Origin of the sequence: Enterobacter sp. SM3 (assembly GCF_009811935.2) — a bacterium.
Classification (GTDB): domain Bacteria; phylum Pseudomonadota; class Gammaproteobacteria; order Enterobacterales; family Enterobacteriaceae; genus Enterobacter; species Enterobacter asburiae_D.
In genome coordinates this window covers 4611120-4623997 of sequence record NZ_CP099971.1, presented here as the reverse complement: position 1 = coordinate 4623997, position 12878 = coordinate 4611120, and the positions used below count along the sequence as shown (strand labels likewise).

Annotated in this window: 11 protein-coding genes; 8 read left to right on the top strand and 3 right to left on the bottom strand. The window is 58.0% G+C overall.

Annotated elements, in window-relative coordinates:
• Positions 1 to 79: 79 nt before the first annotated feature.
• Positions 80 to 1909 (top strand): ATP-dependent DNA helicase RecQ, encoded by a 1830-nt coding sequence (gene recQ / locus GVO84_RS21730; RefSeq protein ID WP_029741834.1) that lies wholly within the window; start codon positions 80 to 82, stop codon positions 1907 to 1909.
• A 61-nt stretch (positions 1910 to 1970) separates the two neighbouring features.
• On the top strand, positions 1971 to 2591 hold the full coding sequence (rhtC, locus tag GVO84_RS21725; protein ID WP_010426287.1) for a threonine export protein RhtC: 621 nt from the start codon (positions 1971 to 1973) through the stop codon (positions 2589 to 2591).
• Here rhtC and rhtB read toward each other — a convergent pair.
• Entirely contained in the window at positions 2588 to 3208 is a 621-nt protein-coding gene (gene rhtB / locus GVO84_RS21720; protein ID WP_008501533.1) for a homoserine/homoserine lactone efflux protein, read from the bottom strand. The genes rhtC and rhtB overlap by 4 nt on opposite strands.
• 109 nt (positions 3209 to 3317) lie before the next feature.
• On the opposite strand from rhtB, the gene pldB reads away from it, so the two are divergent.
• The 3 genes from pldB (at position 3318) to GVO84_RS21705 (ending at position 6124) form a co-directional block, all read left to right on the top strand.
• Positions 3318 to 4310, top strand: coding sequence for a lysophospholipase L2 (gene pldB / locus GVO84_RS21715; RefSeq protein ID WP_121423319.1), 993 nt, complete (start codon positions 3318 to 3320; stop codon positions 4308 to 4310).
• A gap of 31 nt (positions 4311 to 4341) precedes the next feature.
• Positions 4342 to 5142: a sugar/pyridoxal phosphate phosphatase YigL gene (gene yigL, locus GVO84_RS21710; protein WP_159515108.1), complete on the top strand. Its 801-nt coding sequence runs from the start codon at positions 4342 to 4344 to the stop codon at positions 5140 to 5142.
• Between the two features lie 82 nt (positions 5143 to 5224).
• On the top strand, positions 5225 to 6124 hold the full coding sequence (locus GVO84_RS21705) for a carboxylate/amino acid/amine transporter (protein WP_047652229.1): 900 nt from the start codon (positions 5225 to 5227) through the stop codon (positions 6122 to 6124).
• Here GVO84_RS21705 and metR read toward each other — a convergent pair.
• The gene (gene metR / locus GVO84_RS21700) at positions 6012 to 6965 is read right to left on the bottom strand and encodes an HTH-type transcriptional regulator MetR (protein ID WP_023333797.1); all 954 of its coding nucleotides are present in this window, start codon (positions 6963 to 6965) and stop codon (positions 6012 to 6014) included. The genes GVO84_RS21705 and metR overlap by 113 nt on opposite strands.
• A 115-nt stretch (positions 6966 to 7080) precedes the next feature.
• On the opposite strand from metR, the gene metE reads away from it, so the two are divergent.
• Positions 7081 to 9342 carry a 5-methyltetrahydropteroyltriglutamate--homocysteine S-methyltransferase gene (gene metE, locus GVO84_RS21695; protein ID WP_159515107.1) on the top strand — a complete coding sequence of 754 codons (2262 nt, stop codon included), beginning with the start codon at positions 7081 to 7083 and terminating at the stop codon, positions 9340 to 9342.
• 87 nt (positions 9343 to 9429) lie between these two features.
• Here the strand turns inward: metE and GVO84_RS21690 are convergent, their stop codons facing one another.
• The gene (locus tag GVO84_RS21690; RefSeq protein ID WP_121423315.1) at positions 9430 to 10236 is read right to left on the bottom strand and encodes a dienelactone hydrolase family protein; all 807 of its coding nucleotides are present in this window, start codon (positions 10234 to 10236) and stop codon (positions 9430 to 9432) included.
• 255 nt (positions 10237 to 10491) lie between these two features.
• Here GVO84_RS21690 and udp point away from each other — a divergent pair, with 255 nt between their 5' ends.
• The gene (gene udp / locus GVO84_RS21685; RefSeq protein ID WP_003860792.1) at positions 10492 to 11253 is read left to right on the top strand and encodes a uridine phosphorylase; all 762 of its coding nucleotides are present in this window, start codon (positions 10492 to 10494) and stop codon (positions 11251 to 11253) included.
• Positions 11254 to 11393: 140 nt separating this feature from the next.
• Positions 11394 to 12851, top strand: a complete 1458-nt coding sequence (gene rmuC / locus GVO84_RS21680) for a DNA recombination protein RmuC (RefSeq protein WP_159515106.1) — start codon at positions 11394 to 11396, stop codon at positions 12849 to 12851.
• Positions 12852 to 12878 lie beyond the last annotated feature (27 nt).

Genomic DNA, 12878 nt, shown 5'->3' with positions numbered 1-12878 from the left:
GTTTTTGCGTTAAACGTTGAAGTTTCTCTCTCAGGCGCTGAAAATAGCGCCTGTTTCATTTCAGGCATATGGGGTTAACGTGGCGCAGGCGGAAGTATTGAATCAGGAGTCGCTGGCTAAACAGGTTTTGCATGAAACCTTTGGCTACCAGCAGTTCCGCCCCGGCCAGGAAACCATCATTGAAACGGTGCTGGAAGGTCGTGATTGCTTGGTGGTGATGCCGACTGGCGGCGGTAAGTCCCTCTGTTATCAGGTGCCCGCGCTGGTGCTTAACGGCCTGACGGTCGTGGTATCCCCTCTCATTTCTCTGATGAAAGATCAGGTTGACCAGCTGCTCGCCAACGGCGTGGCGGCAGCCTGTCTTAACTCCACGCAAACCCGTGAGCAGCAGCAAGAGGTGATGGCCGGGTGCCGCACCGGGCAGATCCGCCTGCTGTATATCGCCCCGGAACGCCTGATGCTGGATAACTTCCTCGACCATCTTGCGCACTGGAACCCGGTGCTGCTGGCGGTAGATGAAGCGCACTGTATTTCCCAGTGGGGACACGACTTCCGCCCGGAATACGCTGCCCTCGGCCAGCTGCGTCAGCGCTTCCCCGAGCTGCCGTTTATGGCGCTTACCGCCACGGCGGATGACACCACGCGGCTGGATATCGTTCGTCTGCTCGGGCTGAACGACCCCTATATTCAGGTCAGCAGCTTCGACCGCCCTAACATCCGCTATATGCTGATGGAAAAATTCAAGCCGCTGGATCAGCTCCTGCGCTACGTCCAGGAGCAGCGCGGCAAGTCCGGTATCATTTACTGCAACAGCCGTGCGAAGGTGGAAGACACCGCCGCGCGTCTGCAAAACCGCGGCTTTAGCGCCGCCGCGTATCATGCCGGGTTAGAGAACCACATCCGTGCCGACGTGCAGGAAAAATTCCAGCGCGACGACCTGCAAATCGTCGTCGCGACGGTGGCGTTCGGAATGGGCATTAACAAGCCCAACGTGCGCTTTGTGGTGCACTTCGACATTCCGCGCAATATCGAATCCTACTACCAGGAAACCGGCCGCGCCGGGCGTGACGGGCTGCCTGCGGAAGCGATGCTGTTTTACGATCCGGCCGATATGGCGTGGCTGCGCCGCTGTCTGGAAGAGAAACCGCAGGGACAGCTGCAGGATATTGAGCGCCACAAGCTCAACGCGATGGGTGCGTTTGCCGAAGCGCAAACCTGCCGCCGTCTGGTGCTGCTCAACTACTTTGGGGAAGGGCGCCAGGAGCCGTGCGGCAACTGCGATATCTGCCTGGATCCGCCGAAACAGTACGATGGCCTGATGGACGCGCGTAAGGCGCTCTCGACCATTTACCGTGTGAACCAGCGCTTCGGGATGGGCTACGTGGTGGAAGTGCTGCGCGGCGCGAATAACCAGCGTATCCGCGATATGGGGCATGACAAGCTGCCGGTCTACGGTATTGGCAAGGAGCAGAGCCACGAGCACTGGGTGAGCATCATTCGCCAGCTGATCCACCTCGGCTTCGCCACGCAGAACATTGCCCAGCACTCCGCCCTGCAGCTGACCGAAGCGGCGCGTCCGGTACTGCGTGGTGACGTTGAGCTCAAGCTCGCCGTGCCGCGCGTCATCGCCCTGAAGCCGCGCGTGATGCAGAAATCCTACGGCGGCAACTACGACCGCAAGCTGTTCGCCAAACTGCGCAAGCTGCGTAAAGCCATCGCCGACGAAGAAAACATTCCTCCTTACGTGGTGTTCAACGACGCGACGCTGATTGAGATGGCCGAGCAGATGCCGCTCAGCGCCAGCGAGATGCTCAGCGTCAACGGCGTGGGGACGCGCAAGCTGGAGCGCTTCGGTAAAGAGTTTATGGCGCTCATCCGCTCTCACGCCGATGGTGATGATGAGGAGTAGTCAGCCGGGCGAAAAAGTGCCAGGATGATGACTCACTGAATTATTTCCCCGCGAGTTAATTATGTTGATGCTATTTCTCACCGTGGCGTTAGTGCACATCGTTGCGCTGATGAGCCCCGGCCCAGACTTTTTCTTCGTATCACAAACGGCCGTTAGCCGCTCCCGCAAAGAGGCGATGATGGGCGTGCTCGGTATCACCATGGGCGTTATGGTCTGGGCGGCCGTTGCGCTGCTCGGTCTGAACCTTATCTTGGCGAAGATGGCCTGGCTGCATAACATCATCATGGTCGGCGGCGGGCTGTACCTGTGCTGGATGGGCTACCAGATGCTGCGCGGGGCGCTGAAGAAAGAAGAGAAAAAGCCGGAAGAGCCAAAGGTGGAGCTGGCAACGGGCGGCCGCAGCTTTGTAAAAGGGCTGCTGACCAATCTGGCAAACCCAAAAGCGATTATCTATTTCGGCTCCGTGTTCTCGCTGTTTGTCGGCGATAGCGTCGGTGCGGGCGCACGCTGGGGCATCTTCCTGCTGATCGTTGTTGAAACCTTTGCCTGGTTTACCATCGTGGCCAGCCTGTTTGCCTTACCGGCGATGCGCCGCGGCTACCAGCGTATCGCGAAGTGGATTGACGGCTTCGCCGGCGCGCTGTTCGCCGGCTTTGGCATTCATCTCATCATTTCTCGCTAAGCGTGACGTGCTGACGCAAGCAGCGCGCCAACCAGCATAAACAGCGAGCCAAAGACTTTATTCAGGGCCTTCATCTGCTTAGGCCCTTTAATCCACGCCGCAATTCGCTGCGCCAGCGTCGCGTAACCAATCATCACGATGATATCGACGATAATGGTGGTCGCACCCAGCACCACGTACTGCATCACCTGGGGCTGGTGCGGCACGATAAACTGCGGGAACAGCGCGGCGAGGAAAACGATGCTCTTCGGGTTGGTCAGGTTGACGAACACCGCGCGCTTAAACAGATGGCCGCGGTTTTGCGTCTGAGCGAGCGTATTCAGGTTGATGGAGCCTGCCGCGCGCCACTGCTGGATACCGAGCCAAATCAGATACGCTGCCCCGGCCCATTTCAGCACCTCAAAGGCCAGCACGGAGCGGGAGAACAGGGTCCCCAGACCAATCCCGACCAGCACAATATGAATGCCCAGCCCGGTCTGCAAACCGGCAATCGACGCCGCCGCACCGCGATAGCCATGGTTGATGGAGGTGGTCATGGTGTTAATGGCGCCCGAGCCCGGTGAAAGACTAAGGATGATGGATGTCAGCAGGTAAGCGAACCACCACTCGAAGGTCATTTGAAACTCCCGAATCGTCTGTTTTTATGCCACAATACGCTATTGTTGAGTCATTTTGTGACCGGTTACGAAAAAACGATATTCCTTGGCTTAGGTGAGTAGAAACCCGATGTTTCAGCAGAAAAAGGACTGGGAAACACGAGAAAACGCATTTGCTGCTTTCTCCATGGGGCCGCTGACCGATTTCTGGCGCCAGCGTGAGGAAGATGAGTTTACGGGCGTCGGTGAAATTCCGGTACGCTTTGTGCGTTTTCACGATAAGAAAAATGACCGGGTCATTGTGGTCTGCCCCGGGCGTATTGAGAGCTATATCAAATACGCCGAACTGGCCTATGACCTGTTCCATCTGGGCTTCGATGTGTTGATTATCGATCACCGCGGGCAGGGGCTTTCTGGTCGCCTGCTATCGGATACGCATCGCGGCCACGTGGATAACTTCAGCGATTACGTCGACGATCTCGCCGCGTTCTGGCAGCAGGAGGTCGAGCCTGGCCCCTGGCGGAAGCGCTATATTCTGGCGCACTCAATGGGCGGCGCGATTTCAACGCTGTTTTTACAGCGCCACGCGCACCAGTGCGACGCCATTGCGCTCACCGCGCCGATGTATGGCATCGTCATGCGTTTTCCTGACTGGATGGTGCGTCATATTCTTGACTGGGCTGAGGGCCATCAGCGCATTCGAGAAGGCTATGCCATCGGGACGGGGCGCTGGCGTGCACTGCCGTTTGCGATGAACGTGCTGACCCACAGCCGACAGCGCTATCGTCGTAACCTGCGTTTTTATGCCGATGAACCGCGCCTGCGCGTGGGTGGCCCGACCTATCACTGGGTGCGGGAAGGTATTCTTGCCGGTGAGCAGGTGCTGGCTGGCGTCGGCAATGACGACACGCCAACGCTCCTGATTCAGGCTGAAGAAGAGCGTGTGGTGGATAACCGCATGCATGACCGTTATTGCGAACTGCGCGCTGCCGCCGGTCACCCTTGTGAAGGGGGAAAACCGCTGGTCATTAACGGCGCGTACCATGAGATCCTTTTTGAAAAGGACGCTATGCGCTCAGTCGCGCTCAACGCCATTGTTGAATTTTTCAACAGGCATAATTGATTTTTGTTTTCCACCAGAGGTTGAAATCCCTATGTACCAGGTTGTTGCATCTGATTTAGATGGCACGCTGCTTTCCCCCGACCACACCCTCTCGCCTTACGCGAAAGAGACCTTAAAACTCCTGACCGCCCGTGGCGTGAACTTCGTGTTTGCCACCGGTCGCCACCACGTGGACGTGGGGCAGATCCGCGATAATCTGGAAATCAAATCGTACATGATCACCTCCAACGGTGCCCGCGTGCACGATACCGACGGCAACCTGATCTTTACCCACAACCTGGATCGCGATATTGCCGCCGATCTGTTCGGCGTGGTGCACAATAATCCGGATATCGTCACCAACGTTTATCGCGACGACGACTGGTTTATGAACCGTCACCGCCCGGAAGAGATGCGTTTCTTCAAAGAAGCCGTATTCCAGTACTCACTGTACGAGCCGGGTCTGCTGGAGCAGGAAGGGATCAGTAAGGTGTTCTTCACCTGTGTAAACCATGAGGAATTGCTGCCGCTGGAGCAGGCGATCAACGCCCGCTGGGGCGATCGCGTCAACGTGAGCTTCTCAACCCTGACCTGCCTGGAAGTGATGGCGGGGGGCGTCTCCAAAGGTCACGCGCTGGAAGCCGTCGCGAAACGTCTGGGCTTCGAGCTGAAGGACTGTATCGCCTTTGGTGACGGCATGAACGATGCCGAAATGCTTTCGATGGCAGGCAAGGGCTGCATTATGGAGAATGCGCACCAGCGTCTGAAAGATCTGCACCCGGAGCTGGAAGTGATCGGCACCAACGCAGACAACGCGGTGCCGAAGTATCTGCGCAAACTGTTCCTTGAATAATCTTCATTTGGTTGTTTATTGCTCAGATGTCAACTAAAGAGTTCGCTACAATGCCTCTCCTTCTTTTTGAGAGACAAGCATTGTGGCGCTACTCATTATCACCACTATCCTGTGGGCCTTCTCCTTTAGCCTGATTGGCGAATACCTTGCCGGTTCGGTCGACAGCTACTTCTCGGTGCTGATGCGCGTGGGGCTGGCGGCGCTGGTGTTCCTGCCGTTTCTGCGCACGCGCGGGCAATCGCTGAAAACGATTGTGCTGTACATGCTGGTGGGGGCGATGCAGCTCGGCATCATGTATCTGTTTAGCTTCCGGGCCTACGTCTACCTGTCTGTCTCCGAGTTCCTGCTCTTTACCGTGCTGACGCCGCTCTATATCACGCTGATTTACGACCTGCTCAGCAGACGCCGCCTGCGATGGGGATACCTGCTGAGCGCGGCGCTGGCGGTGATCGGCGCGGCGATTATTCGCTATGACAAAGTCAGCGATCACTTCTGGACCGGGCTGATGTTCGTCCAGCTCGCCAACATCAGTTTTGCCATCGGCATGGTGGGCTATAAGCGCCTGATGGAAACCCGTCCGATGCCGCAGCATAACGCGTTCGCCTGGTTTTATATGGGCGCCGCAATTGTCGCGGTGGCAGCGTGGTTTATGCTCGGTAACCCGCAAAAACTGCCGACCACCACCGTGCAGTGGGGCGTTCTGGTTTGGCTGGGCGTGGTGGCGTCAGGGCTGGGGTACTTCATGTGGAACTACGGCGCTACGCAGGTAGACGCCGGTACGCTGGGGATCATGAACAACGTGCATGTCCCGGCAGGGCTGCTGGTCAACCTCGCCATCTGGCAGCAACAGCCGCACTGGCCGAGCTTCATTATTGGGGGAGCGGTGATCCTGGCTTCGCTGTGGGTCCATCGCCGATGGGTCGCTCCGCGCTCCGCACAAACGGAAGATGGTCGCACGCGTGGTTCCGCGCTGAGCGAATAAACGCCTCCGTAATCGGCTGACGCTGCTCGCCATCGCGCACGGCGGCGTACAGTCGGCTCCACAGTCCTTCACCCAGGGTTTTGGTCTGTACCAGACCCTGGCGTTCAAAACTCTCCACCACCCAGTGCGGCAGCGCCGCGATACCCATTCTGGCCGCCACCATCTGAATCAGCAGCAGCGTGTTATCCACGCTTTTCAACTGCGGGCTAATGCCTGCAGGCTGCAGGAAGTGGCGCCAGATATCCAGACGACTGCGCTGGACCGGATAAATCAGCAGCGTTTCTGTCGCCAGGTCTTCCGGCGTGATGCGCGTTTTGGTCGCCAGCGGATGGTCCGGCGCCAGCACCAGGCGCACTTCATAATCAAACATCGGCGAATAGTGCAGGCCGCTTCGCGGCAGGATGTCAGAAGTCATCACCAGGTCCAGCTCGCCCTGCTGCAGCGACGGCTGCGGGTCAAAGGTCACGCCGGATTTGAAGTCCATCTCCACCTGCGGCCACTTCTGGCGGAAGTTCTCAAGCGCGGGGGTCAGCCACTGAATACAGCTGTGGCACTCAATGGCGATACGCAGCTTGGTCTGCTGCGGTTCGTTACACGCCTGCAGCGCGCTGGCGATTTGCGGCAGTACCTGATTCGCCAGTTGAAGAAGAATTTCACCCTGAGGCGTAAAGCGCAGGGGCTGGCTCTTACGCACAAAAAGACGGAAGCCGAGGCGTTGTTCCAGATCGCTGAACTGGTGAGAAAGGGCGGACTGGGTCTGGTGCAGCGTGGCCGCAGCCGCCGCGAGCGAGCCGCAGTTCCGCAACGCTTGTAGCGTTTTCAGGTGTTTTATCTCGATCATGAAAGTCCTTCACTTCGCCATGAACATATTGCGCTTGAGGAATATACAGTACCTGCCAATTATAGATGTGTAAACATCTGGACGTCTAAATAACGAATTTCACAAGGGGCATACCATGACAATCCGCAATCACACTCTCGGTTTCCCTCGCGTTGGCCTGCGTCGCGAGCTGAAAAAAGCGCAAGAAAGCTACTGGGCGGGGAACGCCACCCGTGAAGAGCTGCTGGCGGTGGGGCGCGAGCTGCGCGCCCGCCACTGGGAGCAGCAAAAACAGGCGGGTATTGACCTGCTGCCGGTGGGCGATTTCGCCTGGTACGACCATGTTCTGACGACCAGCCTGCTGCTTGGCAACGTGCCGGCTCGTCATCAGAACAAAGATGGATCGGTAGATATCGATACTCTGTTCCGCATCGGCCGCGGCCGCGCGCCAACGGGTGAGCCAGCGGCAGCGGCGGAAATGACCAAGTGGTTTAACACCAATTATCACTATATGGTGCCGGAGTTCGTGAAAGGCCAGCAGTTCAGGCTGACCTGGACGCAGCTTCTGGACGAGGTGGACGAAGCGCTGGCGCTGGGTCATCAGGTGAAGCCCGTATTGCTGGGGCCGGTCACCTACCTGTGGCTGGGCAAAGTGAAAGGTGAGCCGTTTGACCGACTCAGCCTGCTGAAGGATATCCTGCCGGTCTACAAACAGGTGCTGATTGAGCTGGGCAAGCGCGGCATTCAATGGGTACAAATCGACGAACCGGCGCTGGTGCTTGAGTTGCCGGAGGCGTGGCTCGATGCCTTCAAACCGGCGTATGACGCGCTCACCGGGCAGGTGAAGCTGCTGCTCACCACCTATTTCGAAGGCGTGACGCCGAACCTGAAGACCATTACCGCGCTGCCGGTACAGGGCCTGCACGTTGACCTCGTTCACGGTAAAGATGATGTGGCGGAGCTGCACAAGCGCCTGCCAGCGGACTGGCTGCTTTCCGCCGGGCTGGTTAACGGTCGCAACGTCTGGCGTGCCGATCTCACCGAGAAATATGCACAAATCAAAGACATCGTCGGCAAACGTGAGCTTTGGGTGGCCTCTTCCTGTTCCCTGCTGCACAGCCCGATCGATCTGAGCGTGGAGACCCGCCTGGATGCCGAAGTAAAAAGCTGGTTTGCCTTTGCCCTGCAAAAATGTGACGAGCTGACGCTGCTGCGCGACGCGCTCAACAGCGGCGACACGGCGGCGATTACCGAATGGAGCGCCCCGATCCAGGCACGTCGGCACTCTGCGCGCGTGCACAACCCGGCGGTGGAAAAACGTCTGGCGGCCATCACCGTCCAGGACAGCCAGCGCCAGAGCCCGTATGAGGTGCGTGCCGAAGCGCAGCGTGCCCGTTTCAACCTGCCCGCCTGGCCGACCACGACTATCGGCTCTTTCCCGCAAACCACGGAGATCCGCGGTCTGCGTCTGGACTTCAAAAAGGGCAATCTGGATGCGAATCACTACCGCACCGGCATCGCGGAACACATCAAGCAGGCGATTATCGAGCAGGAACGCCTGGGGCTGGACGTGCTGGTGCACGGCGAGGCCGAGCGTAACGACATGGTGGAATACTTCGGTGAGCACCTGGACGGCTTTGTCTTTACCCAGAACGGCTGGGTGCAGAGCTATGGCTCCCGCTGCGTGAAGCCGCCGGTGGTCATTGGTGACGTCAGCCGCCCGGAAGCGATCACCGTGGAGTGGGCGAAGTATGCCCAGTCCCTGACCGACAAGCCGGTAAAAGGGATGCTGACCGGTCCGGTGACCATTCTCTGCTGGTCGTTCCCGCGTGAAGACGTGACCCGTGAAACCATCGCCAAACAGATAGCCCTGGCGCTGCGTGATGAAGTGGCGGATCTGGAAGCGGCAGGTATTGGCATCATTCAGATTGACGAGCCTGCGCTGCGTGAAGGTCTGCCGCTGCGCCGCAGCGACTGGGATGCCTACCTGCAGTGGGGCGTGGAAGCGTTCCGCATTAACGCCGCGGTGGCGAAGGACGACACGCAGATCCACACCCACATGTGCTACTGCGAATTTAACGACATCATGGATTCGATTGCCGCGCTGGACGCCGACGTGATCACCATCGAGACCTCGCGTTCGGACATGGAGCTGCTGGAGTCGTTTGAAGAGTTCGACTACCCGAATGAAATCGGGCCGGGCGTGTACGACATTCACTCCCCGAACGTTCCGAGCGTGGAGTGGATAGAAGCCCTGCTGAAAAAAGCGGCCCAGCGCATTCCGGCAGAGCGCCTGTGGGTGAACCCGGACTGCGGACTGAAAACCCGCGGCTGGCCGGAGACGCGCGCGGCGCTCGCCAACATGGTGAAGGCGGCGCAGAATTTGCGTCAGGCGTAGTAATGCTGGATTGCAGGGTGGCGCTATCGCTTACCCGGTCTGTCTGTAGGCCCGGTAAGGCGTAGCCGCCACCGGGCTTTTTTGTTATTACGCTTTCTTCCCGCCGTACTGGCTAAACCACGCCAGCATCCGCTGCCAGCCATCTTGGGCTGATTCTGCGTGATAGCTCGGACGATAATCGGCATTAAACGCATGCCCGGCATCCGGGTAGACCACAATCTCCGCCTTCGCATTTGCCGCACGGAGCGCATGGCGCATGGTCTCTACCGAATCAAGCGAAATACCGGTGTCCTGTCCGCCGTAAAGCCCTAACACGGGGGCATTTAACTCGGTGGCGATATCGACGGGATGTTTCGGTGAATTCAGCGTTTTTTCACCCACCAGTTTGCCGTACCAGGCGACAGCGGCTTTGAGCTGCGGGTTATGCGCGGCATACAGCCAGCTAATGCGCCCGCCCCAGCAGAAACCGGTGACCAGCAGACGATGCGGATCGCCGCCGTTGCGTGCCGCCCAGCTGGCGACGTGGTCGAGATCGGCCAGCACCTGCGCGTCCGGGACTTTGCTGACCAGGTTGCTGAGCAATGTTGGAATATCGCTGTAGTCGTTCGGATCGCCCTGACGGAAGTAGAGCTCTGGGGCAACGGCCAGATACCCTTCCAGCGCCAGCCGGCGGCAGAGGTCGCGAATGTGTTCGTGAACACCAAATATCTCCTGAATCACAATCACGATGGGCAGCGGGCCGTCTGCCGATTTTGGCCGTGCGTGATAAGCAGGCATATTCTCCCCCTGCGAGGGAATGGAGGTCTCACCCGCGGTAATTGCCGCTTCTGGCGTCGACACGATGGTTGAAGCATGTGGGGCCGCAGCAGGTGCAAAACCGGTTTTTTCAGTCATGGCATTCTCCGTACCAATGAGTTAGCGCAAAGGTAAATATAGACACCAGGTTAACAACTCACAGTGCCTTAAACGGTCTATCTTTTGTGCAGCACCTGGCGATATAACTTGTTAATGTGATGTAAATCACCTTTTTATGGAAATTCAATGTAATCATTTTCATTCATGGTGAGGTGCGTCACGAAAATATGCTTACTGCTTCTGTAAAGTACCGTTTTACTTCTTCTGACTAACCGACCCACAGAGGAGTCACCTATGTCTAAGTCTGATGTTTTTCATCTCGGCCTCACTAAAAACGATTTACAAGGGGCTACGCTCGCTATCGTCCCCGGCGATCCTGAGCGTGTGGAAAAGATCGCCGCGCTGATGGATAAGCCGGTCAAGCTAGCTGCCCATCGTGAGTTCACCACCTGGCGCGCAGAGCTGGATGGCAAAGCGGTGATCGTGTGCTCTACCGGTATCGGTGGTCCGTCTACCTCTATTGCTGTTGAAGAGCTGGCACAGCTGGGCATTCGTACTTTCCTGCGTATCGGTACCACCGGCGCTATCCAGCCGCACATCAACGTCGGCGACGTGCTGGTCACCACTGCGTCCGTCCGTCTGGACGGTGCAAGCCTGCACTTTGCACCGATGGAATTCCCGGCAGTGGCTGATTTCGAATGCACCACCGCGCTGGTTGAAGCCGCGAAGTCCGTAGGCGCAACTACCCACGTGGGCGTCACCGCCTCTTCCGACACCTTCTACCCGGGCCAGGAGCGTTACGACACCTTCTCAGGCCGCGTGGTAAGCCGTTTCAAAGGCTCAATGGAGGAGTGGCAGTCCATGGGCGTGATGAACTACGAAATGGAATCCGCAACGCTGCTGACCATGTGCGCAAGCCAGGGTCTGCGTGCCGGTATGGTGGCGGGCGTTATCGTCAACCGTACCCAGCAGGAGATCCCGAACGCCGAAACCATGAAGCAGACCGAAAGTCATGCGGTGAAAATCGTGGTTGAAGCCGCGCGTCGCCTGATCTAGTCCTCTCCTTTCGAAATCAAAGGCCGACACGTTCGGCCTTTATTTTTTGCGTAGCGCCTCGCAGGAAAACCCTTTCAAACTGGACGTTTATACAGCACAATCTTATTTTGTGCGGGTAATACGTTGATGCAGGGGGCATTGTGGATATCTCAGTCCTGATTTATGCGGTGATTGCGCTGGCGGGCGTGGCGATAGGCTGGCTCATTTCCAGCTATCAGCATGCACAGCAGAAGGCCGACCAGCTGGCAGAGCGCGAAGAGATAGTCGCTCAATTAAGTGCGGCAAAGCAGCAGCTTGCGCTGAGTGACCACTGGCGAGAGGAGTGCGAGCTGCTCAACAACGAGCTGCGCAACCTGCGAGATATCAACACCTCGCTGGAGGCCGATCTCCGCGAAGTGACCACCCGCCTTGAATCCACCCAGCTGCACGCGGAAGACAAAATCCGCCAGATGATCAACAGCGAGCAGCGCCTCAGCGAACAGTTTGAGAACCTCGCCAACCGTATTTTCGAGCACAGCAACCGCCGCGTTGATGAACAGAACCGCCAGAGCCTGAACAGCCTGCTGACGCCCCTGCGCGAACAGCTTGACGGTTTTCGTCGTCAGGTGCAGGACAGCTTTGGGCAGGAGGCGCGCGAGCGTCACACGCTGGCGCATGAGATTCGCAATCTCCAGCAGTTGAATGCCCAGATGGCGCAGGAAGCGGTCAACCTGACCCGCGCGCTGAAAGGGGATAACAAAACCCAGGGCAACTGGGGAGAAGTGGTGCTGACCCGCGTACTGGAAGCCTCTGGACTGCGGGAAGGATATGAATACGAAACGCAGGTAAGTATCGAAAACGACGCCCGCTCTCGTATGCAGCCGGATGTGATTGTGCGGCTGCCGCAGGGTAAAGATGTGGTGATTGACGCCAAAATGACGCTGGTGGCCTATGAGCGCTACTTCAACGCCGAAGATGACTACACCCGCGAATCGGCGCTGCAGGAGCACATTGCCTCCGTGCGTAACCACATTCGCCTGCTCGGCAGAAAGGACTACCAGCAGCTGCCGGGTCTCCGCTCGCTGGACTATGTCCTGATGTTTATCCCGGTAGAACCCGCGTTTCTGCTGGCACTCGACAGACAGCCTGAGCTTATCACCGAAGCGCTCAAAAATAACATTATGCTGGTCAGCCCCACCACGCTGCTGGTGGCGTTACGCACCATTGCGAACCTGTGGCGCTATGAGCACCAGAGCCGCAACGCGCAGCAGATTGCCGATCGCGCCAGCAAGCTTTACGACAAAATGCGCCTTTTCGTGGACGACATGTCCTCAGTCGGGCAGAGCCTCGATCGTGCGCAGGATAACTACCGTCAGGCGATGAAAAAACTCGCCTCCGGACGCGGCAATCTGCTGGCACAGGCCGAATCATTCCGCAGCCTGGGGGTAGAGGTTAAACGCGAGATTAATCCGGAATTGGTCGAACAGGCCACCGCCCAGGACGACGAGTTTCGCCTGCGAGAAGGTGCGGACGAACAAAAGACAAACAGTGAAGACAACACGTTAGCGGTGGATTTATCACCAGGCGAGGCTCCAGCGCGTTTCTTTCGCGGTGGTTGAAACGTAGGGCAAACGCGCCCAATCTGT

Coding starts and splice junctions, on each gene's coding strand:
- metR (WP_023333797.1), bottom strand. CDS start 6,965: ATGATCGAGATAAAACACCTGAAAACGCTACAAGCGTTGCGGAACTGC.
- metE (WP_159515107.1), top strand. CDS start 7,081: ATGACAATCCGCAATCACACTCTCGGTTTCCCTCGCGTTGGCCTGCGT.
- udp (WP_003860792.1), top strand. CDS start 10,492: ATGTCTAAGTCTGATGTTTTTCATCTCGGCCTCACTAAAAACGATTTA.
- yigL (WP_159515108.1), top strand. CDS start 4,342: ATGTACCAGGTTGTTGCATCTGATTTAGATGGCACGCTGCTTTCCCCC.
- GVO84_RS21690 (WP_121423315.1), bottom strand. CDS start 10,236: ATGACTGAAAAAACCGGTTTTGCACCTGCTGCGGCCCCACATGCTTCA.
- rhtC (WP_010426287.1), top strand. CDS start 1,971: ATGTTGATGCTATTTCTCACCGTGGCGTTAGTGCACATCGTTGCGCTG.
- pldB (WP_121423319.1), top strand. CDS start 3,318: ATGTTTCAGCAGAAAAAGGACTGGGAAACACGAGAAAACGCATTTGCT.
- rhtB (WP_008501533.1), bottom strand. CDS start 3,208: ATGACCTTCGAGTGGTGGTTCGCTTACCTGCTGACATCCATCATCCTT.